A 24,677-nucleotide genomic window follows, 5' to 3' on the forward strand; every position below is an offset into this window, starting at 1 on the left:
AAACGCATGGGCTACGGCCGCGCCAACTTCGACCTGCTCCGCAAACGCATCCTGCTCCAGGCGTGAGCCCCCGTCACAAGATCAGCGACAGAGCCGCTTGCCGTACAAAGCTGCATCGGGGCAGTCGGCCTCCCGATGATCGGCTGCTTGGACGGCAGTGTGCCCGGCCGACGGACTTGGTTGGTGACGTTGCGTAACGAGTGACCATTCACCGCGGCGCGCCGCTCGGCTTCCGCATCTGGCTCCCCTCTGTGTCAAGACACTGCCGGGAGGAGGTGGTGTGCTCCTGCAGGACAAGGTCTGGTCGCGCCGAGGATCGCCGAACGGCGACCGGAGCTTGGCGACGAACCGTGGTCGCGTCGACGTCGGGGAGCTGGTCCGGACGAGCAAGGGCCTGTTCGGATTCCGGGCCTCATCCGGCACCCAGCGGTGACCGACGAAACCTGATGTACAGCCTAGACCTGCTGGTATCTGTCGGGATCCCTGCGGACCGGGCGGGACTGGGGCGGACGGCTGAACAGCCCGATCATCTTTATAGATAAACATCGCCAAGGATCAGAAGGTTAGGGGTTCGGATCCATTCGCGGTGTGGGTGTCGCGGTTTGGGTGGGACTGTTGCTGGGTTTCGGCTGGCTGAGCTGGGTCAAAGTCTCTACAAGATCCGGGACGGCTCACGGCAGCATCAGCAGCGCCTGTTCCCTGCGCACGCGGAGGTGGTCCCGCTCAGCGGCGGGGATTCCATCGGATCCCCTTGTTCCATCGCACGCTGGCGACCTCTCCGCCTTGTCGCGTCACACCACGGTGACCTCCGGGTCCGGCACCGGCGCGGCCGGCCGTTGCAGCAGGGAACAGCCGGCTAGCGCGACGGCCAGCGCCGCCGCCCCGCAAACCACGGGCACCGCCAGCGCGGGTGCGGCGCCGACCGCCTCGACGACCCGACCGGCGACCCACGAGCCAAGCGCCACGCCGGCGCCGCTCGCCGCCGATATCCAGGTCAGAGCCTCGGTGCGTACGTCGTCGTGCGCGATCCGGCCCACGATCGCGAACCCGACGATCATCGCGGGAGACACGGTGAGGCCGACCCCGAACACATTCACGGCCAGGACGCGTAGGTTCGGCGCCAGGGACAGTGGCGCCAGCAGCACCGACATCGCGACCAAGGCCACAAGGAGCTGCGTGGTAAGCGCGGTGGCGCGCTGTCGGGCGCCGTATGCCAGGCCGCCGATCATGGCGCCGCCAGCGAAGCAGCCCAGTACGGCGCCGCTGGCCACGGTGGCGTGGGCGGTGTCGGCGTAGGCCACGATCGCCAGCCCCGTCGAGCCGGACACCGCTCCGAGGGCGAGAAAGACCGCGGCCAGCAGCGCGAGCGGCGGCTGGCGTAGCGCGAGGCCCGCCCGGCGCCGGCTGCGCCCGGCCGTCACCGGTGGTGCGGTGCCGCGCTGCGCGGCCAGTGCCAGCCCGCCGCCGAGCGTCAGCACAGCCGGCACCATCAGCCCGGCCTGCGGGTGCACCAGCGTCACGAGCAGTGTGACGGCAAGCGGCCCGGTGACGAACAGCAACTCGTCGACGGCCGACTCCCAGGCCATCGCGGTGGGCAGCTGCGGGGTGCGACCGAGGGCCGCGATCCAGCGCGCGCGGACCAGCGACCCGACTGGCGGCAGGGTCGCGCCGGTGACCGATGCCGCGGCGAGAAGCATGGGTGCCGGCGCCTCCACCTGTACGCACAACGCGAGCGCCACCAGTGCAAAGGCGTGTATACAGGCACCGACGACGAGCACCCGGGCCTGACCGTACGTGTCCACCAGCCGGCCAGCGACTGGTGCGCCGCCGGCCTGGCTTAGTGTGTACAGGGCGGCGGCCGCACCGGCGGTGCCGTAGGAACCGGTGCTCTCCTCGGTCGCCAGGATGATCGCAATGCCGAGCATCGCCATCGGCGCCCGCCCAACGAGGCCGGCCAGCGCGAACCGGCGCTGCGCAGCAGGTGCCAGCAGCGCCAGGAACGCCTTCACCGGCCGGCCTCGGCCCGCACGCTGGCCGCCACCGCGCCGACTCCGAACAGCGCGTCACGCACCGCCTGCATGCCGACCACGGTTACTCCGGAGCGGTCGACGATGTCGATCCACTTGTCGTCCCGGCATAGTTCGAAATCGGCGACACGGGCCTGCCAGTCGGGCGCGATCGCCTTGAGCTCGTCGGTCTCCGCCGCGGGATGCATGATGAAGACCGACAGCCCCGCCGGGAGGCTGTCCAGCAGCCGCGTCGCCGTTTCTCGGCGGTTCTCGGGCCGCCCCAGCGGTAGGTCCACCCAGGCGTCGAAGGGCACGAGCCCCTGCCGTTCGGCGTCGGCGAGTTCGTCGGCCACCGCCGCCGCGTCCGACTGGGGAATGTTGCACAGCTCGCCCACCTGTTGCGCGTCGTGGCGCAGCAGTGTCGCCGGCAGGCGGTACCGAGCCGACAGCTCGACGTACGCGCCGATTAGCTCGGGCCCGTACAGGGTGAGCATGTGCGAGTCGAGGTGGGTGACGTCGACGCCGAGCGCGCGAGCGTGGTCGACCTGTGCCGACAGCTCGGCGACTACGGCCTCCCGGATGCCGGGCCGGCCGTGCAACTGCGCGGCCGTGCTGGGCAGATAGCCGGACTCGTCGGTGAGCACGGCGTGACCCGCAGGGGTCAGCGGGCGCCACCGATAGCCTACCCATTCGCTGTTGAGAGTCAGGTGGACGCCCAGGTCGGGTGCCGTGTCGAGCTCCGCGCACAACCGCGCCAGCGCCGGGAACCAGGCGCACGGAACCATCGCCGACGCCGCAGAGACGACCGGCGAGGAGACGGTCTGCCGGTACGCGGTGACTGTCGCCTCGCACATGCCGATGTCGTCGGCGTGCAGCACTACCGCTCGGTCGGTCGGGCCCAACCCGAGTCGGTCAAGCATCTCAGTGGTGTGCACCGTGGCTCCCTATTGTCGTGGCCGCTGCGCCGCGAAGCTCCCGCAGCCGCCGGTGGACGTACGGTGCCAGGTGTGCCGCCGTACGGTGGACCGCGTTGATGCTCTCCACATGGGTCGCGATGGCATCGCGGTTGAGCAGCGGCCCGATGACGAATACATGTGGGGCACCTTCGACCTCGAAGGTGACCGGGTCCATCCGCAGCCCGCGCCGGGTTGGGTCGGGTGTGAACCCCTGCCTACCTCCGACCAGGTTGGCTAGCAGCGGTGAAGCTGTGTCGTCGGTGCGGCCCGCGCCCGTGCAATCGACGACGATATCGGCCTCGACGGGCGCATCCGCGCCGGAGACCCGCATCCGCAGCCCGGACGCGGTGCGGGCGATGCCGGCGACTAGGCCCGCCCGCACGACCAACTTCCCGGCCGCTTCCAGCCGTGCGGCAGCCGCCATGTACTCGCGCGGCGAGGGGCGCAGCCCCGCAGGATGGGGCCGGCCCGGCAGTCGTCCGCTGCCCGAGATCACCTCGATCGTCCCGACGCGTTCCGGCAGCTGCGGGGTGTGCGCCAGGTGATGCAGCAGCTCGGCTGCGGCCGCATTGGATCCGATGGCGACGATCCGGGATCGCCGCTGCCCGCTGATCAGCGCATCGAGCCGCTCGAACCCGCCCTCGTACAAGTCGTGCACGTAACCGTCGGCGGGGCCTAGGCCGGTCCGGTTGAGCCGGGGCACGCTGCCGACGGCCAGCACGACGACCCGCGCGGACAGGCGCCTGCCATCGGCACACCGCGCCTGCCACGGGTCGCCCTCGCCGCGCAGGTCGGTGACCTCGCCGACTAACTGGCGCACGTCGGCTCCCAGTCTGCCGCGGGCTCGCGCCACGGCGTCGATGAGCTGCTGCTCGGCGTACGCGCCGAAGATGTGGCGCGGAAGGTGCACACCGGTAAGGTCGCCGCGGGCCAGTTGCGCGGCGTTGCGCTCGTGCCAGTCGGCCAGCGCGGGCACGCCGGCAGCGACGTTGGGCAGGAGCTGTTCGGGGTGCTCGCGCAGCCACGCGTGGAACTCCGCCGGCGTCGACTCGGTGACGGGCTCGATCAGCAGCGCGCCTGGCTGGCTGGGCGTCCCGTACGCGACGCCCCGACCGAACGCGCCGAGCCGGTCGACCATCGCGACGCTCGGCGCCGAGCCGGCCTCGGCCTCCCACAACGTCACCAGCTCCACGAACAGCCGGCTGCCCGACAGGCCTGCGCCCACGATGAGCAGGTCGACGTCGTCCAGCCCGGGGCTCAACTGTCGCTCCCGTTGAGGCGGTCGACGTAGATCCCGACGTCGGATCCGGCGATGTCGACGGCGCCGAATTCCTTGGCGTAGAAGGGCGCGGCCTCCTTCGGGCCGCCGATGACGGCGTAGGCGTACCCCATCTCGGCCATGGCGTGCAGGCAGTGCAGCACCAGCGCCGACCCGACCTTCTTGCCGCGGAAACCGTCGGCGACACCGACCGGGCCGACGAAGTTGCGATATGTCGCCTCGTAGGCGCAGAAGCCGATTATTTCGCCGCCGGTGGTCGCGATGAATGTGGTGATCGGCTGGTGGCCGAAGGTGACGTCGCACTCGCCCATCCAGCCGTTGCTGAAGTGTTCGCGCACCCACGTGAGCACTTGGGGCTTCTCATAGGAGCGCGGCCGGCGGATGGTGATGGCGTTGGCGGTGAGTGTGTCGTCGTACTGCGACAATTTCGGGATGTCATAGAGTCTGACGAGACGATCGAGCATTTGTGTCATTGGTTCCTCGTTGTCCTTCCCGAAAAGAGAAGGCAGGTGGAAATCGCCATTGTCCAGTAGGCGGTGCGACCTGGCGGGGCCGCCACGCACCGTGTCGCAGGCGGCCCCGTGCCCCCGTGACTCCTCGAACGTGTAACGTGAATCTATCAATGTCTGCGAGCAAACGTCAATGTGAATTGAGGGAACCTACGTGTTTGCCGTGGCAATCTTCCATCAGTATTACTGCAGGCCGGACGGGCGGCCGGGCCCGCGTCTGTCCCGCATGCTCACGCATTCCACGACACCCCTGAGACGCAATAGCTGTCGTCAGCGAGGACCTCTCGGGAACGGCCAGGCCAGGCACCGACCACCCAGCTTTCCGGCTACTACTGCGCATGTGCGGCCATGCCCCAGGAGCGGAGCTCGGCGTAGGCCGCTGGCGCGGCCTGCATTGTCGCTGACAGCGGCCCACGCGCTACGTCATCTGGCACCCGCATCCCTTGAAGGCGCTGCTTGAGTGGCAGCGAGTTCCGCGACCCGTTCAGCCAGGTCCCGCAGGCGCGGTCTTTCGTAGACGGCCATCGAAGAGAGGCGTACGCCCAGGCGCTTCCTGATCGCCGCGACGACATGAAGAGCGAGGAGGGAGTGTCCGCCGAGCGCGAAGAAGTCGTCCTCGACGCTGACTCCGCTGCGGCCGAGCACCTCGCCCCAGACATCGGCGATGAGCCTCTCGACCTCGCTGCCCACGGACGCCGAGAAGGACATGGCCGGAAAGCGAGGCACCGGCAGGGCGGATACGTCCAGTTTGCCGTTCACCGTACGCGGAAAGCCTTCCAGCGCGGTGAATACAGTGGGGACCAGGTGCGCCGGCAGTCGGTCGGCAACCCAGTCACGCAACCCGTCCGCCGCTCCGACATGGTACGCCACGAGAATGGTCCCGCGGTGCGGATCGTCGTACGGCAGGACAGCCGCCGCCACGACATCGGGGTGGGCGAGCAGCGCCGCCTCGATCTCGCCCGGCTCGATGCGGAAGCCGTGCACCTTCACCTGGCGGTCGGTGCGACCAAGGTACTCCATGGCCCCGTCGGGCCGCTGGTATACCTGGTCGCCGGTTCGGTACATGCGGGAGCCGTCGGCCGCGACCGGGTCGGCCAGGAACCGTTCGGCGGTGCGACCGGGCTGGCCGCGGTAGCCGTCGGCGACGCCCGGGCCGGCCAGATACAGCTCGCCGGTCGCGGCCGGCTTCAGGTCGTCGTCGAGGATGTAGGCCCGGACACCGGGCAGCGGACGGCCGATGACCGGTGCCTCACCGGTGATCCAGGCGGCGGTGGCGTCCACGGTGCACTCAGTCGGGCCGTAGAGGTTGACTGCCATCGGTCCCGGCCGGGCCGCCAGGTCGCGCCACAGCCGCGCCGGGACCGGCTCGCCACCGACGAACAGCCGCAGCGGCTGCGTGACCGCGTCGGCCAGCGCCTGCCAGTGCGTCGGTGTGACGTCGAGGTCTGTCGCGCCGTTGGCCCGTAGCCAGCCGGCCAGCCGCTGTGGATCGGTCCGCAGTTCGTCGCCGATCAGCAGCACGGTGTCGCCCCGGCAGACGCGTACCCATTGCTGCACGGACGCGTCGAACGAGACGCTGGCGTTCCACGCCACCCGGCTCGGCTCGGACGGGTAGAGACCGACGCGCTCCAGGCTGCCGACAAGGTGGGCGACCGCACCCCGACTCACCTGAACGCCCTTTGGTGTCCCGGTCGAACCCGAGGTGAAGATGACGTACGCCGGCTCGCCGGGTGTGACCTCGACCGACGGCAGCGCTCGGTCCGTCAGCGGATCGTCGGGCAGCTGGTCGACCCGGACGGTGGACGCCTCCGCCTCCCACGGCGTACCCGTGGTGCTGGTGAGCACCGTACGGACCCTGGCCGCGGCGGCCATGGCCCGCAGGCGCTCGCCGGGATACGCCGGGTCCATGGGGACGAACGCCGCACCGAGGCGCCACGCCGCCAGCAGCGAGGCCAGCAGGTCGACCCGGCGCGGCAGGCACACGCCGACCATGTCGCCGCGGCGTACGCCGTGCCGGCACATTTCCCAGGCCAGCCGGTCAACACGGGCCGCCAGAGCGGCGTAGGTGACGGCCGGGTAGTTCTGGCTTGCGTCCGGGGCCACCACCGCGAGGTCCTCTGGGCGCTCGGTCACGACCTGATCGAACCGGCGCAGCAGATCGGTCGTCTCGATCGCCTTCATGGGGAAACCTCCTTAGGGTCCGGTGGGGTCCAGTGGGCCCGGTCAGGACTTGGGACCGGTGGCGGCAGCCACGGTGGGCCGGCAAGCGGTGATCTCCACCGCATCGCCCATCGCGACGAGGATCCTGCGGTCGCCCTGGAATGCCTCGCGGCCGTGGGAGGCGAGGATGTTGTCGACGATCATCAGGTCGCCCGGCTGCCAACTCTCGCGGACGGTCGCCTTGTCGTAGGCTGCGTTGATCGCGTCGACCTCGTCCCGGGTCAGGGTGGTGCCGTCGCCGAGCATGGTGGCGAACGGCAGGCCGTCCTCGCCCAAGTCCGACTCCAGGACCTCACGGATGCTCTCGTCGAGCGAGTACCTGTTCCAGAAGGCGACGTGGTTGAACCACACCGCCTCGGAGGTACGCGGGTGGTGGAGGACAGCCGGGCGCAGCTGAGTGGTGTGCAGGGTTCCGTCCTGTCCCCATTCGCAGCCGATGAGGTTCGCGGCGCAGTACCGCTCGATCTCCTCGGCGGAGTCGGTGCCGAACGAAGTCCGCCACGGCAGCGACAGGTGCTCGCTGTAGTTGCGGCGCAGGATCCAGCCGTGCTCCCGGAACCGCCGCGCCAGGTCGTCAGGGATGAACTCGAGCACCCGACGGCAGTCGGCCGTCGGGGTGGCGCCACCCCACTCCGGCGCGATCAGGCATGCGAACATCAGCGTGCCCGGGAACGTGATCGTGTAGCTGTTCTCGTTGTGCTGGCGGATCCGCTGCGCCGGCGGCAGGTCCGTCGAGGAGAAAACGTCGTCGCCGAAATCACTGCGCGGCGTGGCCTTTTCTTGATACGGCGCCCGCGAGGAGACCACGGCGTCCCGGATGACGGCGAAGTCCTCGACGCCACGGAGCGGCAGGCCGCGCAGGAACAACACACCGTGCGCGTCGAGCGCGGCGCGCACTTCGTCGTGTGCGTCCTCCAACCACGAGCGCGCCGCTTCGATCGTGCCCATCCCAGTTGCATGCACCATCGCCGGATGACCGGCCCGCTGGACTACCTCCAGCCGCGTTCCCGCGGATCGCACGTCTTCTCACCTCTTCCTTTCATCGCACCAACGCGACCTGTCTCGTCGAGCAGACGCGGCCGCTTATCGGACCGACGCGGCGGTCCACGCCGCGAAGCGCGTTGGTAGGCGCCGCCACAGTCGCGGCGTGTAGAAGTGCCCACCGGGCAGGCATGTCACCCGGAAGTCGCCGGCCGCCGCCGTGCGCCACTGGTCGGCCACGGTCGGCTCGATCACGGCGTCGTCGGCGCCGTAGAACACCTGCATCGGTACGCCGACCCGTGCCCCGCGCTCGGGATCGTAGGTGTCACGTACCTGTAGATCGGCGCGCATGAGGCGGATCGCCATCGCGCGCATGTCCGCGTCGTCGAGGATGTAGTCGGGCAGCGAACCCGACGTACGCATCCACTCGATGAGTTCCTCGTCGCCGTCCTCCGCTCGGGGGAAGCGGTCCTTGTCAGTCAGGCCACGGACCGGGGAGTTGCACGACGACACCACCAGCGCGTCCGGGATCGGACCGCCACGGCGCTCGAGCTGGAGCGCGACGTCGAAGGCCACCCAGCCGCCCATGCTGTGCCCGAAGAGCACGAAGGGCGTCGGCGTGGCGTGGACGACCGCCTCGGTGGCATCCGTGACCAGTTCCGGCCAGGTGCGAGGGGCGGGTTCGGTGTACCGCCCCTCACGGCCGGGATAGCAGACGATGGCCAGATCGGTGTCGCTGTCGAGCACGTCAGCCCACGGGCGGTATGCCCCGGTTCCCCCGCCAGCGAAGCCCAGGCAGACGAGGGTACGGGCGGCATGGGCGCGGTCGATCGGCCGGACGATCGCGGCGTCGCTGAGCATCATCGGCCGATCTCGTCGTGGACGGCCACCTCGGACAGGAGCCGGCGCACCGAGCGGGGCCGGATGTCGGTCCAGGCGCGCTCGACGTAGCCGACGCATTCGTCGCGGGTGGCGGGGCCGAACGCGAGCGTCCAACCGCGCGGCACCTCAACCGCCGAGGGCCACAAGGAATGCTGCTCCTCGGCGTTGACCAGGACGAGGCACTGGGCCCCCGGGTCGTCGAACGCGTTCATCGGATTCCTCCCTCGGTGTGGCGAGCCGGGTCCGGCGCGGTGAGACCGCACAACACGAGCGTGGCGTCGTCGTGGGTCTTGTCGGGAAACCGGCCAGGCTCCGTCGCCGCCTCGGCTACGCGCAGCCAGCGCAGCACCGCATCGGGGCCGTCCCTCTCGGCGAGCACGAACAGCTGGGGCCAGCTCACCCCGTAGCGCTCGACCAGGCGGGTGACGCCATCGGTTAGGACCAGGGCGGCATCGACATCAGCCAGGTCGACGCTGCCGGTGACCGCGTTCCGGGCCGCGGCAGGGTCCGTGCCGGCCACCCAGAACCCGCCGGTCTGATTACGCAGCGCACGCTTGCTCGCCTGGGTGTCGTCAGGTATCCGCCGCAGCCGCTGGTCGGTGATGACCTGCACGTTCCCGCCGTGTCGACGGAAGGCGATCACGGCGTCGCATAGGACGAGGTACTCCAGCTTCGCCCCACGGCGGCGCAGGATCGCCGCCGTCGCCGACGGTGAGTCCACATGGGTGAGGTCGCAGCTGTCCTCGTGCAGTCCACGTACGTCGATGATGGCCCGGGCCAGCGCGGTCTCGGGCGAACTGTCGGGCTCGGTGGCCAGCATCGCCGACAGGCGGCAGCCGAGGCGGTCGACGAACCACACCACGTCGTGGCGGCATCCGGTCTCGGCGCTCATCTGCGTCGCGCCGTCAAGCACCACGACCGTGTCGTTCGAGGCGAAGACGCGGTCCTCGTTGACCCGCTCGTCGTCCTCCGAAGTGGCGCAAGCCGGTCCGGCCGGTGCGGGCAGCGCAACCCCGTACGGATCGGCGGGGTCGGCGAAGAACCGGGAGCCGGCCCAACTCGCGTAGCTGACCTGCATGCGGAGTTCACCTTTCGATCACGCGACGGCCATCGCGGGCTGCCGGTCACCCGCGGCAGCGCGTACGAGGGCGAAGTTGCTGTAGGCCGGGTCGGTGAAGTCCCGGAAGCGGGCGTGCCGCAGCGCGGCGGCCATCTCCGCGACGCCGTCACGGACCGATCGGCCCGGTCGCAGGCCCAGCCCGGACCGGGACGAGGTGAAGTCCACCTGGTAGTCGCGGGGGTCCGTGGCCGATGGTGTGATCTCCAGCCGGGCGCCCGGCACAGCTGCGACCACCATCTCGCCGATGTCGCGCAGTCGGTAGTTCTCACCATCGGATCCGCAGTTGTAGATGCCGCCCGACGACCCGCCGGCTGGTACCCCGACCGCCAGCGCGAACGCCTCGGCCGCATCTTCGACGTGCAGGAACGGCCGCCACTGCTCGCCGCCATGGACGACGACCCGGCGCTGCTGGACGGCCATCGCCGTCATCGTGTTGACGGCCAGGTCGAAGCGCATCCGCGGGGACAGTCCGTAGAGCGTGGCGAGTCGCAGGATCACCGTCCGGAACGATGGGCAGCGACTCGACAGCACGTGGTGCTCAGCGTAGATCTTGGATTGGGCGTAGAGGGACTTCGGCTGCATCGGCGACAGCGTGCGGGCCCGCTCGTTCGGGGACTCGCCGTAGTTGCTGCAGCTCGAGGCGAGCACGAATCGGCCGACCCCCGCCGCTCGGCATGCCTCGACCAGCCGGACGGTTGCCAGATAGTTTGTCTCCCAGGTCAGGTCGGGGTCGACCTCGCAGGCTGGATCGCCGACGATCGCCGCCAGGTGCACCACGGAGTCGATGCCTCGCAGCGCGGCCGACCAGTCGTCGACGTCCCGGATGTCCGCCTCCACGTGGTGTATGCCAGGGCCGAGAACGCGCCGTGGGGAGGTGGCGTGGTTGTCGACCACGGTGACCCGATGGCCGGCCGCGAGCAGTTTTCCGGCCAGCACCGACCCGAGATAGCCAGCACCCCCGGTAACCAGTACGGCTTGACACTCCATGCAGGGCTCCTCCGTTCGCATATCCCGCCGGATGGCGCCGCTCGACCCAGCCGGCGCGCGGCGGGATTGAGCAGTCACAGGGGAAGCTGAGGGTTCTGAGCCTAGGACGCGGCCGGCACGGCGTCCCCGCCCGCACGGCCGGTCCGATCCCCGCCTTGAGGCGGGGGGTGTGGTCCGCCCCGGGCCGGGCCGGACCGGGCCCCGCGACGGGCGTGCCGCCATGCCGTCGTCTGGGGACGGCCGCAGGGCACGGCCCATACGGTCGAGGAGATCGAACACCGACGACGAGGAGGCGACCATGCGCGTACTGGGCGTCAGCGGGCTGCCCGACGGCCAGCCGTTCAAGCGGCGGGAGCTTCCCGGCCTCGACGAACGCGACTACCGAATCGTGCAGGGGCTGGACTCGGCCGCCGCGATCGTGACCGACGCCGGCGTGGTCGCGGCAGCGGCCGAGGAACGGTTCACCGGTGTGAAGGCGACCGGCGCGCTGCCGGTCAACGCCATCAGGTACTGCCTGCGCGAGGCCGGGCTGACCTTCGACGACCTGGACGCGGTGGCACACGGCTTCCACTACGCGCCGTCGCCGGTGCACGCCGCGAACCCGTACTTCCGGCGGCGGCACGACCAGGCGTACGCCCCCGAAGCGATGAAGGGCCGCCTGCGCCAGTGCTTCCCTGACGCCGACTGGGACCGGCTGTTCGTCCCGGTACGCCACCACCTAGCCCACGCGGCGAGCGCGTACCACCTTAGCGGATCCGACCGGGCGTTGGTGCTGGTCGCCGACGGCATGGGCGAGGCCGAGAGCATGACCGTGATGATTGGCGAAGGCCCCGAGCTGCGCCCACTCGCGGTGGTTCCGGCGCCCCACTCCCTCGGAACCCTCTACGGCGCGGTGACCCTGCACCTAGGCTTCGAGTTCAACATGGACGAGTACAAGGTCATGGGGTTGGCGCCCTATGGCGACGCAGGGCGGTTCCGCCCGATCTTCGACCAGCTCGTCCGTCTCCGCGACGACGGCACGTATTTGGTGCCCGTCCTCGGCGAAAACCGGGGCTGGCAGGAGTTCGAGACGCTCGCCGGCACCCGCCGCAAGCTGGTGGAGCTGTTCGGGCCGGCCCGCGAACCGGGCGAACCGCTGACCCGCGCCCACATGGACGTCGCCGCTGCCGCGCAGGCCGTCGTGGAACAAGCGCTGCTGCACACCCTGCGACACTTCGCCGCGACAACCGGTCAGCGCAGGCTCTGCTATGCCGGCGGCGTCGCGCTCAACTGCACCGTCAACGGCGTCGCGGGTCGCAGCGGCCTGTTCGACGACATCTTCGTCCAGCCCGCGGCCGGCGACGACGGTTCAGCCCTCGGTGCCGCGCTGGCCGTCCACCCGGCCCGCCCGTTCCCCCGGATGAGCATGCCCTACTGGGGCCCGTCCTACGGGAGCGCCGAGTGCGAGACAGCCATCGCCCAGACCACCGGCATCGCCGTGGAGACCTACGACGACGAGGACAAGCTGCTCGACGACGTTGCACACCTGCTCGCCGAACAGAAGTTCGTCGGCTGGTTCACCGGTCGCATGGAGTTCGGCCCGCGGGCGCTGGGCCACCGCAGCATCCTGGCCGACCCGCGCGAGGCCGGCGTCCGCGACCGTCTCAACGCCGTCGTCAAGCAACGTGAGGACTTCCGGCCGTTCGCGCCGGTGGTGCGGGAGGAAGACGCCGACACCTACTTCGAGGTCGGCGGCTTTGTCGAGCGCTACCGGCACATGCTGTTCGTCACCCACACGCGGCCCGCCTACCGTGAGCCGCTGGCGGCTGTCACCCACGTCGATGGCACGGCGCGGGTGCAGGTGCTGCGCCGCGCAGACAATCCCCGCCTGTGGCGGCTGCTCGGCCGGTTCGGCGAACTCACCGGCCTGCCGGTGTTGCTCAACACCTCGCTCAACCTGCGGGGCCAGCCCATCATCCGCGATCCGCGCACGGCCCTGGACACCTTCGTCCGGTCGCGGCTGGACCGGCTCGTTCTGGAGAGCGCGGTGGTACGCCATGAGGGGAGGACGTCCTGATGCGCACCATCCTGTTCGCGCTGCCCTATGCCGGTGGCGGTGCCTCCCTCTACCGGTCCTGGCCCGAATCCACGAGTGTGAGCGTATGCGGCGTGCAACTTCCGGGCCGCGAGGAGCTCTTCGACGAGCCATGGCCGCTGAGCATGGCGGACACCATCGCACTGTGCGTACGCCAGATCGACGAGCAGTCTGCCCGGGACGAACCGGTGGCATTGTTCGGCCACAGTTTCGGCGCGGTCCTCGCCTACGAGGTGGCTCATCACCTGGTAGCCGCCGGGCGTACGCCGGTGCACCTGTTCGCCAGCGGATCGGTCGACCCGACCGCGCCACTGCGTCGCGACCCCGCCCAGCTCAGCGACGACGAGTTCGTGCGGCGGGTGGAGAGCTTGGCTGGCTACACCCATCCGGCGTTGGCCATTCCCGATCTGCGCGAGATCGTCCTGCCGGTGCTACGCGCCGACGTGTGGATGCACGAGACCTACCGCACCGACGCCGAGCACCCGCTACCGGTACCGGTCACCGCCCTGCGCGGTGCGTCCGACCACCTGGTGAGCGTCGACGACTGCACGCGGTGGGCCAAGGTGACCAGCGCCGGCAGCACCGTCACCCAGTTGCCCGGCGGGCACATGTACTTCGTGGACGACCCGCAGCCGTTGCTGACGGTCATCGAGCGCACCCTGGAGTCCTGAGATGGCCGACCCCATTCTGCACGCTGCTGCCTACGCCGGACGCGCGCCGAACCCGCACCGGCCGCTGTTCACCGAGACGACCGTGGTGGCCGCCGACGACCCGCGCGCCGCTGCCGTCCGCCGCCGCATCCTGCGGCGCCCGATCGACCCCTCGCGGGCCGGCGATCGCCAGATCCTCCTGCGCTACGCCGACGGCACCGAGCACCTGCTGGTGTCGATGGTGCGGTCGGGCGAGGCGGTGGCGCCGATCCCACCGTGGGCGACCTTCGCCGGGCTCCCCGGCCCGGCCGAGCCGGCGGAACTGGTGTGGCGCGACGGAGCGGCTCTCAACCAGGCCGACGTGATCGCGGCGGCGGCCGTGGTCCTGGCCCGTTACACCGGCTCATCGCTGGTCGCGGTGGGCACCCGGAACGGTGTTATGGAGGTTGACGCGGCCGACGACGCGCCGCGCGAGCGGATCCGCAAGTCGGTTCGCCCGGCCGAGGCCGCCGCCGCGCCAGCGGAGGTGGCCGTCGTGAGTGCCGACCCCGAGATGCTGGACGAGTGGCACAGCCAGCCCAGCGCGCCGATCGAGCTGAGCCTGCGCGACAGGCAGCTCACCCTGCGCAGCCAGGCGGGAGTCCATCCGAGCGCGGCCCGGGCCTTCCTCGACGCCGTGACAGCCGTCCTCACCACCGATGAGGCCCGGCCGGTCGGCGGCGTCGAGATCGCCGCCGAGCCGCCCGCCCCGGTGCGGCTGGCCGTCGGCGACGGCGAGAGCATCGTCTCGGTGGTGCTGGCCCGCTCGCGAGAGCGGCCGGACGCGGTAGCCGTCCAGTGCGGGTCCCGGACGATCTCCTACCGGCGGCTATCGGACGAGGCGTACGCCGTCGCCACGCGGCTCGCGGCGGCGGGCGTGCGCCGCGGAGACCGGGTGGGCGTCACGGTCGAGCCGGACGAGTCGCTGATTCCCGTGCTGCTGGGCGTCCTCATGGCCGGGGCCGCCTACGTTCCGCTCGACCCGGCGTACCCGAGGATGCGGCTGGCTTTCATGGCCGAGGATGCCGGTCTGGCTGCGGTTGTCGGGCCCGACGGGACGGTCGACACCAGGGCACCGGTGTTACCGGTGCGCGGACCTGCCGAGTCGGCGAAGCTGCCGAGCGTCGATGCGAGCGACGCCGCGTATGTCATCTACACCTCGGGCTCGACCGGAAGACCCAAAGGGGTCCTCGTCGCGCACCGCACGGTGCTCAACCTGCTCGCCGCGACTGAGGGCTTCGGGTTCTCCGGCGCCGACGTCTGGACGATGTTCCACTCCTACGCGTTCGACTTCTCGGTCTGGGAGATCTGGGGCTGCCTGGCCACCGGCGGCCGACTGGTTGTCGTGCCACGAGAGACCGCCCGTGACCCCTACGCCTTCCACAGTCTCCTGGTCGACGAGAGGGTGACCGTACTAAATCAGACGCCGTCGGCGTTCGCCCAGCTTTCGGCCGTGGATGGCGGGGAGTGCGATTCGGTCCGTTTGCTGGTCTTCGGCGGCGAGCCACTGGACGTATCGGTTCTGCGGTCGTGGCTGAACCGCTATCCGCGCCAGCGCGTCGAGAACATGTACGGCATCACCGAGACGACCATCCACTGCACCCGCAAGACGATCCGGCCGGTCGACGTGGCCTTGTCCGGCCGGTCGGTCGGCGAGGCGCTGCCCGGCTGGTCGCTCTGCGTACGGGATGCCGCAGGGCGGGTGCTGCCGGTCGGCGTGCCCGGTGAGATCTGCGTCGAGGGCGCGGGCGTCACGCACGGTTATCTCGGCCGTCCTGGCCTGACCGCGCAGCGGTTCACCGCCGCCGACGGCGGGCGGCGACGGTATCGCAGCGGCGACCGGGGCCGCCTACGCCCCGACGGCGAACTGGAGCACCTGGGCCGCCTCGACGGCCAGGTGAAGATTCGGGGGCATCGCATCGAACTCGGCGAGGTCCGGGCCGCCCTGCTGGACCAGCCCGGCGTGGCTGGGGCGGCGGTGGTGCTCCGACGTCACGACGACGACACCTTCCTGGCCGCCTATGTGGTCGGGCCGGCCGACCCCGCCCAACTCGGCCGAGCCTTGGCCGATCGGTTGCCGGCGCACTACCTCCCGCGCACGATCACCCCGATCGACCAACTGCCGGTCACGGTCAACGGCAAGCTCGATATCGAGAACCTGCCCAACCCTACGGCCGCCGCGTCCCTGACCGTCCCATCCGACGGCGACGCCGGCACCCCGTCAGACGACCCGCTGGCCTGGGTGCTGGCGCTGTGGGAGCGGCTGCTGCGCCGGCCGGTGGGGCCCGACGACAACCTCTTCTTGATCGGCGGCACCTCGCTGCTTGCGTTGAAGACGGCCATCGAGGCCCGCTCGGCCGGCTTCGGCGAGGTCACGGTGAAGGACGTGTACCGCCATCCCATCGCGCGAGCACTCGCCGCGACCCTCTCGACGGGAGCTCAGGATGCGTCTGCGTGAGAAGGTCGTCGTCATCACTGGGGCGGCCCGGGGCATCGGTCGCGCCACCGCACTCGCGTGTGCGAGCGAAGGCGCCGACGTCGTCCTGCTCGACGTCGCGGCCGACATCGACGGCTGCCCGTACCCGCTCGGAACACCCGACCAGCTGGCCACGACCGCCAAGCTCTGCGCCGAGCACCTCGTCACCGTAACCAGCCACGCCGTGGACGTCCGTGACAGCGCCGCCGCGCGTGCCGCGATCGACGAGACCCTCGACCGGTTCGGGCGCGTGGATGTGCTCGTCAACAACGCGGGACTGGCCGCGCCGGCCGGGGTGCCGATACACGAGGTGAGCGAGGAGCAGTGGCGGCTGATCCTCGACGTCGACCTCACCGGTGCGTGGCGCATGCTGCGCCTGGCCGTGCCGTCGATGCTGCGGGCCGGCCGGGGCAGCGTGGTCAACATCGCCTCCACCGCAGGACTCGTCGGCTACCGCTCGTTCGCCGCCTACGTGACCGCCAAGCATGCGCTCGTGGGGCTGACCAAAGCGGCCGCGCTGGACCTGGCACCGCACGGCGTCCGTGTCAACGCGGTCTGCCCCGGCTCCGTCCGCGACGACCCGGCCCTCGACGGCCGGATGCTCGCCGAGATCGCCCGCGCGCTCGATCTGCCTGTGAGGGAACACGAGCGCAGCTTCGTCACCGACCAACCAACCAACCGGCTCGTGCGCGCCGGGGACGTCGCTCGGGCATGCGTCTGGCTCGGCAGCGACGAGTCGACCGACGTGACGGGCGCCGCCATCGCCGTCGACGGCGGATTCACCGCCCGCTGACCGCCCGCCGCTGCGGCAGAGCCGACCGCCTCCACCTACCCAAGCAGAAGGGACACGTCGTGACGATCGATGAGCGTCAGCGAAACGAGGCCGAGCTGAGCCGTCTGCTGAGTGTGAGCGCAGCCGACGGCATCCCCCGGATCGACGGCGATCGCGGGCCGATGTCGTCCGGGCAGCGGCAGATGTGGTTTTTCGAACAGTGGAGCCAGGGCACCCCGACCTATCACACCCCGGCGGTGCTCTGGGCTGACGGCCCGCTCGACCCGTCCGTCCTGCAGGCGGCGTACGGAGCGCTCGTGCGGCGGCACGGCGCACTGCGTACGCGCTTCGCCGAGGGTGACGGAGGGCATCTCGACCAGTTCATCGATCCGGCCGTGCCGGCGGAGTACGCCTTCCACGACGTGTCGGGCCGTCCCGACGCCGCCGACGCCGCTCGGCGGCTCGTCGAGTCCGACGTGCGCCGCCCGTTCGACCTGCGTGGGGGTCCGCCCGCTCGCCTGACGCTGGTCCGGGTGGACCCAACTCGGCACCTGCTGGCCCTGACCGCGCATCACATGGTCGTCGACGGCGTCTCGCTGGGCGTCCTGCTACGCGACCTCGACGTGCTGTACCGCGAGGCAAGCGGCGAGTCGGCCGTCCCACCGCCGGAGCCGCGGCGGTACCTCGACTTCGCCGCGTTCGAGCGTGACCGCCTGGCCCGCAGCGGGCTGAACGAGGAGTTGGCGTACTGGCGGGACCGGTTGTCCGGGGCCCCGGACAACCTCCAGGTACCGGCGAGCCGGCCCCGGCCGAGCACGCGGAGGTTCGCCGGACGTACCGTCACCTTCTTCGTCCCCGGCGATGTGGCGGCCCGCATCCGCGATCTCGGTAGCTCGGTCGGTGTCACGCCGTTCACCGTGTACCTGACCGCGTTCCAGATCCTGCTGACCAGGTTCACCGGCGAGACCGACCTCGTCGTCGGCACGCCGGTCTCGCTGCGCGACCGGCCCGGGCTGGCAGATGTCGTCGGTCCGCTGGTCAACACCGTGCCGATCCGCACCGACCTGTCCGGCCGGCCCGACCTGGGGGAGGCGTTGCGGCGCACTCACGCAGCCGCCGCGGCGGCCTACGCCCATAAGGATCTCCCGTTCGAGCGGATGGTGACGGAACTCGCCCCCCAGCGGTCGCTCGCCCACAGCCCTATCGTCCAGGTGATCTTCGGCACCCAGGAACGGCCTGGCGTGGGCGCGTCGATCGGGGCTGCCCGCCTCAGCAGCGAGACGGTCGAGCGCGGCACGGCCAAGTTCGACCTGACCTGGTCGGTGCTCCTCGGTGATCGCACCGGCTTCGAGGTCGAGTACGACACCGACCTGTTCGACGGGGCCGACATTGACCGCCTGGTTACGGCCTACGGGCACCTGCTGGCGTCGGCCACCGATGCGGAGCAGTCGATCGGCGACCTGGATCTGCTCGGCCCGCAGGAGCGGGCGGCCGTCCTGCGACGGTCGGCCGCCGCCAAGCCCGGCGCCGCGACGGCGACGTTGACCGAGCTGTTCGCCCGCAGCGTCGCCGCGCAACCGGAGGCCATCGCCGTCAGCGATACCCACCGGCAGCTCTCTTACGCGGATCTCGACCAGCGTTCGACGGCGCTGGCGCACGAGCTGCGCCAGCACGGCGCCGGGCCGGGCGGCATCGTCGGCCTGTGCGTCGACCGCAGTGTCGACCTCGTCGTCGCACTGCTGGCAGTGATCAAGTCCGGTGCGGCATACCTGCCGCTGGAGGTGCGATACCCGCGCGACCGGCTGGAGTACATGCTGGAGGACGCCGGGGTGGTTGCCGTGCTGGCCGACGAGGCCGGCCGGGATGCGCTCTCTGACGGGCCGTGGCCCGTCATCGACGCGGCCACTGACGACGCCCCGCCTGTCCGGCCACTGGATCTCGCCCTCACTGTGGATGATCTGGCTTACGTCCTCTACACCTCCGGCACCACTGGTCGACCGAAGGCCGTAGAGGTGACCCACGGCAATGTAAGCCGGTTACTGTCGTCTACCCAGGACTGGTTCGGTTTCAGTAACACCGATGTGTGGACGATGTTCCACGCGCACTCGTTCGACGTCTCGGTCTGGGAGCTGTGGGGCGCGCTAGCCTACGGTGGCCGGTTGGTCGTTGTGCCGTACCTGGTCACACGGTCGCCGGGCGAGTTCCACGAGCTTGTCCGGGCTGAGGGCGTGACCGTACTCAATCAAACACCGTCGGCCTTCCGCCAATTTGAGGCGGCCGATGCGGAGAGCGGTGCGCGGCTCGCCCTGCGCCTAGTCGTGTTCGCGGGTGAGGCGGTGGACCTCGGCAGCGTCGGCCGGTGGTTCGACAGGCACGGCGACGAGAGCCCGACCCTGGTCAACATGTACGGGATCACCGAGACGACCGTCCACGTCACCTATCGACCGCTCCGCCGAGGCGACGTGGCGAGCACCAGCAGTCCGATCGGAGTGCCGATCCCGGACCTGTCGGTCTACCTGCTCGACCGGTTTGGTGGGCTGCTGCCCGACGGGGTGCCCGGCGAGTTGTACGTCGGCGGTAGCGGGGTGGCCAAGGGCTACCTCAGCCGTCCGGAGCTAACGGCCGAGCGGTTCGTGGCCGACCCGTTCAGCGACATTGAAGGTGCCCGCCTGTACCGCAGCGGAGACGTCGCCCGGCGTCGAGCCGACGGTGAGCTGGAGTACCTCGGCCGCAACGACGACCAGGTGAAGATGCGCGGTTTCCGGATCGAGATCGGGGAAATCGACAATGTGTTGTCGCGGGTCGCGGGGGTGCGCGGGGCGGCCACCACGGTACGCCGTGACAATGGCCCATCACGGCTCGTGGCGTACATCGTCGGGCCGGGGTTGACGGTGGGTGCGATCCGTGCGGAAGCCGCCAAGGTGCTGCCGGAGTACATGGTCCCGGCCGTGTTCGTGTTCCTCGACGAGCTCCCGATGACACCGAATGGCAAGATCGACCGCCGGCGGCTGCCAGCGCCGCAGGCGACCCGGCCCGACCTGGCCGGCGAGTACGAGGCGCCGCGCGACGACATTGAGCGGGTCATCGCCGAGTCGTGGGCGGAGGTGCTGGAGGTCGACCGCGTCGGCGTCCACGACAGCTTTTTCGACCTCGGCGGGGATTCGATCCGGACGCTTCAGGCGATCGGCACCATGAAGCGGCGCGGCTTGGAGATCACGCTGCCGGACCTGTTCCGGACCCCGACCGTGGCCGAGCTGGCCCCGCTGGCCAAGCCGATCGGCACCACCGAGCGCCGGCGTGAGCCGTTCTCGCTGGTGTCTGAGCCGGACCGGGCGAAGTTGCCCGAAGGCTTGGAGGACGCGTACCCGATGTCGGTGCTCCAGGCCGGGATGGTCTACCACATGACCCTGGACACCGAGAACCTGCCGTACCACAACGTCAACGTGTTCCGCGTCGGTGCGCCCTTCCACGAGGTGGCGTTCCGGCAGGCGGTGGCGGACACGGTGGCGCGGCACAGCATCATGCGGACGGCGTTCGACCTGTCGACCTACAGCGAGCCCATGCAGCTGGTGTACCCGACGGCCGACCTGCCGATCGATGTCGAGGATCTTCGCGGCATGTCGGAGGCGGAGCAGGAGGCGTACCTGCTGGGCGTGCTGGACCGCGAGCGGCGCAGCACCTTCTCCCCGGGCGACGTACCGTTGCTGCGCTACAAGGTGCACCGTCGCTCCGAACGCGAGTTCCAGTGGACGATCACGGAGCACCACGCGGTGTTCGACGGCTGGAGCCTCTTCTCGACTCAGGCCGAGACGCTGCAGCGCTACCTGCTGTTGCTGCGCGATCCGCAGGCGCCGGCCGACCCGCCGCCGGTGGCTCAGTTCCGCGACTTCATCGAGCTGGAGAAGGCGGCCATAGATTCACCGGAGCACCGTGGCTACTGGGCTGGCAAGCTCGACGGCTACCGCCCGTTCCAGCTGCCCCGATGGGGCAACGGGCCGCAGGGGCCGCGGCCCGGCGCCGACTACGACACCCCCACGGAGGGCGAGGTCATCGACGGCTTGCGCCGGTGGCGGTTCACCTCCACCAGGGACGCCAGTCACCGGTCGACTGACACCCTCATTCCGCCGGAGGTGTGCGAGGCCGTCCTCGCCGCGGCGGCGCAGGCCGGCGTGCCGGTCAAGACGGTCCTGCTGTCGGCATACCTGAAGGTGCTCAGCCTGCTCACCGGACAGAGGGACGTCGTAGCGGGGGTCAGTACCCACGGCCGTCCCGAGGACGTCGACTCGACCGAGGTGCGAGGCATGTTCCTGAATATCCCGCCGGTGATGGTGACCGTGCCCGGCGGCACGTGGCTGGACCTCATCTTGCGTACGTTCGCCGCAGAGCAGGAGATGCTGCCGCACCAGCGCTACCCCTATGCCCACATGCAGTGGGACGTGGGCACGCGATCGCGGCTGTTCGACACATCGTTCCTGTACAACCACTTCCACGTGATGAGTGACGTGCTCGGCGCCGGTGTCGAAATTCTGGACGGGCGCGTCGAGAACCAGGCCGAGTACCGGGTCGAGCCGAACAGTTTCAGTGTCAACGCGGGCGTGTTGCGCAATCCGCGCTCCAACCAGATGTTGTGGCGGGTCGACTACTACACCGACAGGGTCTCCGACGAGCTGGCTGAGGCGATGCACCGGTACTACGTCGCCGTGCTGCGGGCGATGGCCGCCTTGACGGACAGCCAGGAGGCCTTCTCCCCGCTCGACGCGGTCGAGCACGATCGGCTCGTCTACGACTGGAACGGCTCGCGCGAGCCGATCTGCGCGGACCTGTGCCTGCACGACCTGGTCGCGCTCCAAGCCGGGCGTACGCCGCAGGCGACGGCCGTGTCGGACGGCGGTCTCCGACTCAGCTACGCCGATCTCCACGAGCGCGCCACGCGGTTGGCCAGGCACCTGCGCGAACTGGGCGCGGGGCCGGGGTCGAGGGTGGCCGTGGCCCTTCCGCCGGGCGCGGAGCTGATGGTGGCCCTGCTGGCCGTCAGCCGGGTCGGCGCCGCGTCGCTGCCGTGCGAGGCGCCGATGGTGGACGGTGACCTGCTCGGCCGCATCGATCTCGCGGTCACGACCGAGGCCCACGCCGGCCGCTTCGGCGCCGGTCCAACGGTCGCCGTCGACCGCGACGCGGCTGCCATCGCCGAGGCCGCGGGTAGCCTGTCCGATCCCGCCGTCGACCCGGCCGCTACCGTGGGCGTGGTTGACGGGCAGCCAATGTCACACCGCGCGCTCGTGGCATACCTGACGTGGGCTGTGGAGGAATACGGCGGTCGGTCTGCCGGTGGCGGCGTACCACTCACCGCTGTGCCGGCGTCGGCCGCCGGATTCGCCCACGCTTTCCTGCCGCTCGCGTTGGGTGAGCAGGTCCGCGTTCTGCCGGGCGACGCCGACCTCCGCCAGCAGGCGCCGTTCGGGGTCCTGCCGCTGAGTCCGGCCCGGCTGGCCGAGCTGTCCGCGACTGGCGATCGGCGCGCCGCAGCGAAGCTCGCCGGGACGATCTTGGTTCATGGTGACTCCTTCCCTCAGCGGGTGCTGGACGCCTGGCGGGAGCTGGCCCCGGAGAGTGTCGTAATGCACGAGTTTCACGCCCTCGGCGGTGTCTGCGCTGACGAGGGCGGCGACGGCGGCTGGTCAGCCCGCGTTCCGGTCGGGCGGCCGTTGCCCGGCATGACCGCGTACGTCCTCGGTGAGGACGGGCGGATCACTCCGCCCGGTGTCATGGGCATGCTGCACTTCGGGGGGGTCGAGGTGGCCGGCGAGCCGTCGGTCAGCGGCCCCATCGACGGGGAGCGGCTGCGCCCGACCGGCCGGTATGCCCGCTGGTTGCCCGATGGTCGGTTGGATGTGCTGGACCCGGAGACCATCGCCGGCAGCCCCGTTGACGTGACTGGGATAGCGTCGGTCCTGAGCGGGCTGGACGGCGTCAGTGACGCTGTCGTAACCGTCGAGGATCAAGCTCTGGTGGCCTATGTCGTCGGCGAGCCGCCGCGGTCGGTCGACGAGATCGACGCGGTACTGCCCGCGGGGCTCGAGATCGCGGCGTACCACAGAATCGAGCGGATCCCGCTCGGCGCCGACGGCCGGATCGACCGCGCCGCGATGGCCAGCCACGACAGTGAGGCTCAGACCGATCGTGACGGCGATGCGGCGGCCTCGCTGTTGGAGACGGAAATCGCCGCACTGTGGAGCGATCTGCTACACACGCCAATCGACGACGTGACCGTGGATTTTTTCGAGGTCGGCGGCCAGTCGCTGAAGGTAGCGCAGCTGCGGGACCGGATCGGCACCCGCTATGGGGTCGAGGTTCCGCTCATCACCTTCTTTCGCGCCCGCACCGTACGTGACCAGGCGGCGGTCGTCACCGCGGCGGGCTCCGTCCAGGGAGGCGCCCGATGAGCACTCCGAGCACGTTCACCATCACGTTCCCGCAGCCGCTGGCCGCCTGGCACGCCGAGGACCTGCGGCGGCACGTCTTCTATGTCGCTGAGGAGATCAAGGACTTTCGGCTGGTCCGGGTCCGCGAGTCCGCCGGGATTACGGCGGGCGACGCCGAGGACATCAGCGGCGTGACGATCACCGTCACGGACGCCGCCCGGGCGGATGCCGTCGCGTCGAAGGTACGCCGGCTGGTGGCCGAGGACATCGCCAGCCGACGGGAGGTGCCGGAGAAGATGGTGTGGCGGCTGCCAGACCGTGACCGCTATCCGACCGATTTCATGGAGCAGCTGCACCAGCTGGGCAGCGTGGGCCCGACCGCGCCAGGGCTGGCATCGGTGAGCGGCCCCGTGCTGGACCTGCTCGAGTATTTCGACGCCTCCTTCCGCGCCATGGCCCGCGAGGTCGGTGCCGTGGAAGTCCGCTACCCGACGCTGATTCCGACCGAGGTCATCGACCGGTGCGGCTACGTAGAGTCGTTCCCGCAGCTGCTCATGTTCGCCACCCGGCTGCGCGGCGACATCGACAACTACCGGAGCTTCACCGACCGGCACGGCGACGGCGACGTCGCCGACCAGGTCCTGGAGCACGCCGGCCCGGCCGACTACTGCCTGCCGCCGGCAACCTGTTTCCACGTCTACCACCAGTTCCGAGGCCGGATCCTGGCCGGCGGGGAGACGGCGGTGACCGCGGCGGCAAAGGTGTTCCGCCACGAGTCACGCTACGAGGACGGCTTGGAGCGCCTCTGGGACTTCACGATGCGCGAGATCGTCTTCATCGGCGACCGCGACGGCGTCAGGGAGCGCCGCCGGCAGCTGATGGAGACGGTACGCGAATTCCTCGGCAAGCATGCGTTGGCGGGCTACTGCGCGGTGGCGACCGACCCGTTCTTCGTCGGCGCCGGCTTCGCGGCGAAGATGACACTGCAGAGCCTGTCGGAGTCGAAGTATGAGCTACAACTCAACGTCGACGCCGAGCGCACGATCGCGTGCGGTTCGTTCAATTACCACGATTCGTTCTTCACCTCGCGGTTCGCCATCGGCGCGGCGAGCGGAGGGGAGATGGTCACCGGCTGCGTCGCGTTCGGCCTGGAGCGGTTCGCCTACGCGTTCCTGCGCCAGCACGGCACCGACCCGGCCGGGTGGCCGCCGGAGGTGGTCGCGGCGCTGTGACACGGCGGCCGGCCGCGGTGTGGCGGCCCAGTCGTGACGAGGTGGCTGCCGCCGTGCCCGGAGAACGGT

The 24,677-nt window shown here is 70.3% G+C and carries 17 protein-coding genes; 7 read left to right on the forward strand and 10 right to left on the reverse strand.

The genetic code is table 11. The annotated features are described in order from the left end of the window. Positions 1-280 precede the first annotated feature (280 nt). Positions 281-433: a hypothetical protein gene (locus ABZ671_RS28505; RefSeq protein ID WP_357863924.1), complete on the forward strand. Its 153-nt coding sequence runs from the start codon at positions 281-283 to the stop codon at positions 431-433. Positions 434-791: 358 nt separating this feature from the next. Here the strand turns inward: ABZ671_RS28505 and ABZ671_RS28510 are convergent, their stop codons facing one another. The 10 genes from ABZ671_RS28510 to ABZ671_RS28555 form a co-directional block, all read right to left on the reverse strand. Continuing rightward, on the reverse strand, positions 792-2,009 hold the full coding sequence (locus ABZ671_RS28510) for an MFS transporter (protein ID WP_357863926.1): 1,218 nt from the start codon (positions 2,007-2,009) through the stop codon (positions 792-794). Next, complete coding sequence (locus ABZ671_RS28515; RefSeq protein ID WP_357863928.1) at positions 2,006-2,944, reverse strand: polysaccharide deacetylase family protein; 939 nt, start codon at positions 2,942-2,944, stop codon at positions 2,006-2,008. Before ABZ671_RS28515 ends, ABZ671_RS28510 begins: the two co-directional genes overlap by 4 nt. Further along, entirely contained in the window at positions 2,931-4,226 is a 1,296-nt protein-coding gene (locus ABZ671_RS28520) for an FAD/NAD(P)-binding protein (RefSeq protein WP_357863931.1), read from the reverse strand. The genes ABZ671_RS28515 and ABZ671_RS28520 overlap by 14 nt, the downstream gene beginning before the upstream one ends. Next, complete coding sequence (locus ABZ671_RS28525) at positions 4,223-4,717, reverse strand: GNAT family N-acetyltransferase (RefSeq protein WP_357863933.1); 495 nt, start codon at positions 4,715-4,717, stop codon at positions 4,223-4,225. Before ABZ671_RS28525 ends, ABZ671_RS28520 begins: the two co-directional genes overlap by 4 nt. A 459-nt stretch (positions 4,718-5,176) precedes the next feature. Further along, positions 5,177-6,934 carry a non-ribosomal peptide synthetase gene (locus tag ABZ671_RS28530; RefSeq protein ID WP_357863935.1) on the reverse strand — a complete coding sequence of 586 codons (1,758 nt, stop codon included), beginning with the start codon at positions 6,932-6,934 and terminating at the stop codon, positions 5,177-5,179. 42 nt (positions 6,935-6,976) lie between these two features. Next, complete coding sequence (locus ABZ671_RS28535) at positions 6,977-7,921, reverse strand: TauD/TfdA family dioxygenase (RefSeq protein ID WP_357863937.1); 945 nt, start codon at positions 7,919-7,921, stop codon at positions 6,977-6,979. Positions 7,922-8,056: 135 nt separating this feature from the next. Beyond that, on the reverse strand, positions 8,057-8,818 hold the full coding sequence (locus tag ABZ671_RS28540; RefSeq protein WP_357863939.1) for an alpha/beta fold hydrolase: 762 nt from the start codon (positions 8,816-8,818) through the stop codon (positions 8,057-8,059). Continuing rightward, entirely contained in the window at positions 8,815-9,048 is a 234-nt protein-coding gene (locus ABZ671_RS28545; protein ID WP_357863941.1) for an MbtH family protein, read from the reverse strand. The genes ABZ671_RS28540 and ABZ671_RS28545 overlap by 4 nt, the downstream gene beginning before the upstream one ends. After that, positions 9,045-9,914 carry a protein phosphatase 2C domain-containing protein gene (locus ABZ671_RS28550; RefSeq protein ID WP_357863943.1) on the reverse strand — a complete coding sequence of 290 codons (870 nt, stop codon included), beginning with the start codon at positions 9,912-9,914 and terminating at the stop codon, positions 9,045-9,047. Before ABZ671_RS28550 ends, ABZ671_RS28545 begins: the two co-directional genes overlap by 4 nt. 18 nt (positions 9,915-9,932) lie before the next feature. After that, positions 9,933-10,943 carry an SDR family oxidoreductase gene (locus ABZ671_RS28555; RefSeq protein ID WP_357863945.1) on the reverse strand — a complete coding sequence of 337 codons (1,011 nt, stop codon included), beginning with the start codon at positions 10,941-10,943 and terminating at the stop codon, positions 9,933-9,935. 298 nt (positions 10,944-11,241) lie between these two features. On the opposite strand from ABZ671_RS28555, the gene ABZ671_RS28560 reads away from it, so the two are divergent. From ABZ671_RS28560 to ABZ671_RS28585, 6 genes are read left to right on the forward strand one after another with little or no spacing between them, the layout of a single operon-like run. After that, positions 11,242-12,999 carry a carbamoyltransferase C-terminal domain-containing protein gene (locus ABZ671_RS28560; protein WP_357863947.1) on the forward strand — a complete coding sequence of 586 codons (1,758 nt, stop codon included), beginning with the start codon at positions 11,242-11,244 and terminating at the stop codon, positions 12,997-12,999. Then, positions 12,999-13,688: an alpha/beta fold hydrolase gene (locus ABZ671_RS28565; RefSeq protein WP_357863949.1), complete on the forward strand. Its 690-nt coding sequence runs from the start codon at positions 12,999-13,001 to the stop codon at positions 13,686-13,688. The genes ABZ671_RS28560 and ABZ671_RS28565 overlap by 1 nt, the downstream gene beginning before the upstream one ends. A gap of 1 nt (position 13,689) precedes the next feature. Beyond that, positions 13,690-16,164, forward strand: coding sequence for a non-ribosomal peptide synthetase (locus ABZ671_RS28570; protein ID WP_357863951.1), 2,475 nt, complete (start codon positions 13,690-13,692; stop codon positions 16,162-16,164). After that, the gene (locus tag ABZ671_RS28575; RefSeq protein WP_357863953.1) at positions 16,151-16,975 is read left to right on the forward strand and encodes an SDR family oxidoreductase; all 825 of its coding nucleotides are present in this window, start codon (positions 16,151-16,153) and stop codon (positions 16,973-16,975) included. Before ABZ671_RS28570 ends, ABZ671_RS28575 begins: the two co-directional genes overlap by 14 nt. Before the next feature lie 59 nt (positions 16,976-17,034). Next, positions 17,035-23,397 (forward strand): amino acid adenylation domain-containing protein, encoded by a 6,363-nt coding sequence (locus ABZ671_RS28580; protein ID WP_357863954.1) that lies wholly within the window; start codon positions 17,035-17,037, stop codon positions 23,395-23,397. After that, positions 23,394-24,608: a hypothetical protein gene (locus tag ABZ671_RS28585; protein ID WP_357863956.1), complete on the forward strand. Its 1,215-nt coding sequence runs from the start codon at positions 23,394-23,396 to the stop codon at positions 24,606-24,608. The genes ABZ671_RS28580 and ABZ671_RS28585 overlap by 4 nt, the downstream gene beginning before the upstream one ends. The last annotated feature ends 69 nt before the right edge of the window (positions 24,609-24,677 follow it).

The sequence above is a fragment of the Micromonospora sp. NPDC006766 genome (assembly GCF_040636055.1).
In the GTDB taxonomy this organism is placed as follows: Bacteria; Actinomycetota; Actinomycetes; order Mycobacteriales; family Micromonosporaceae; genus Micromonospora.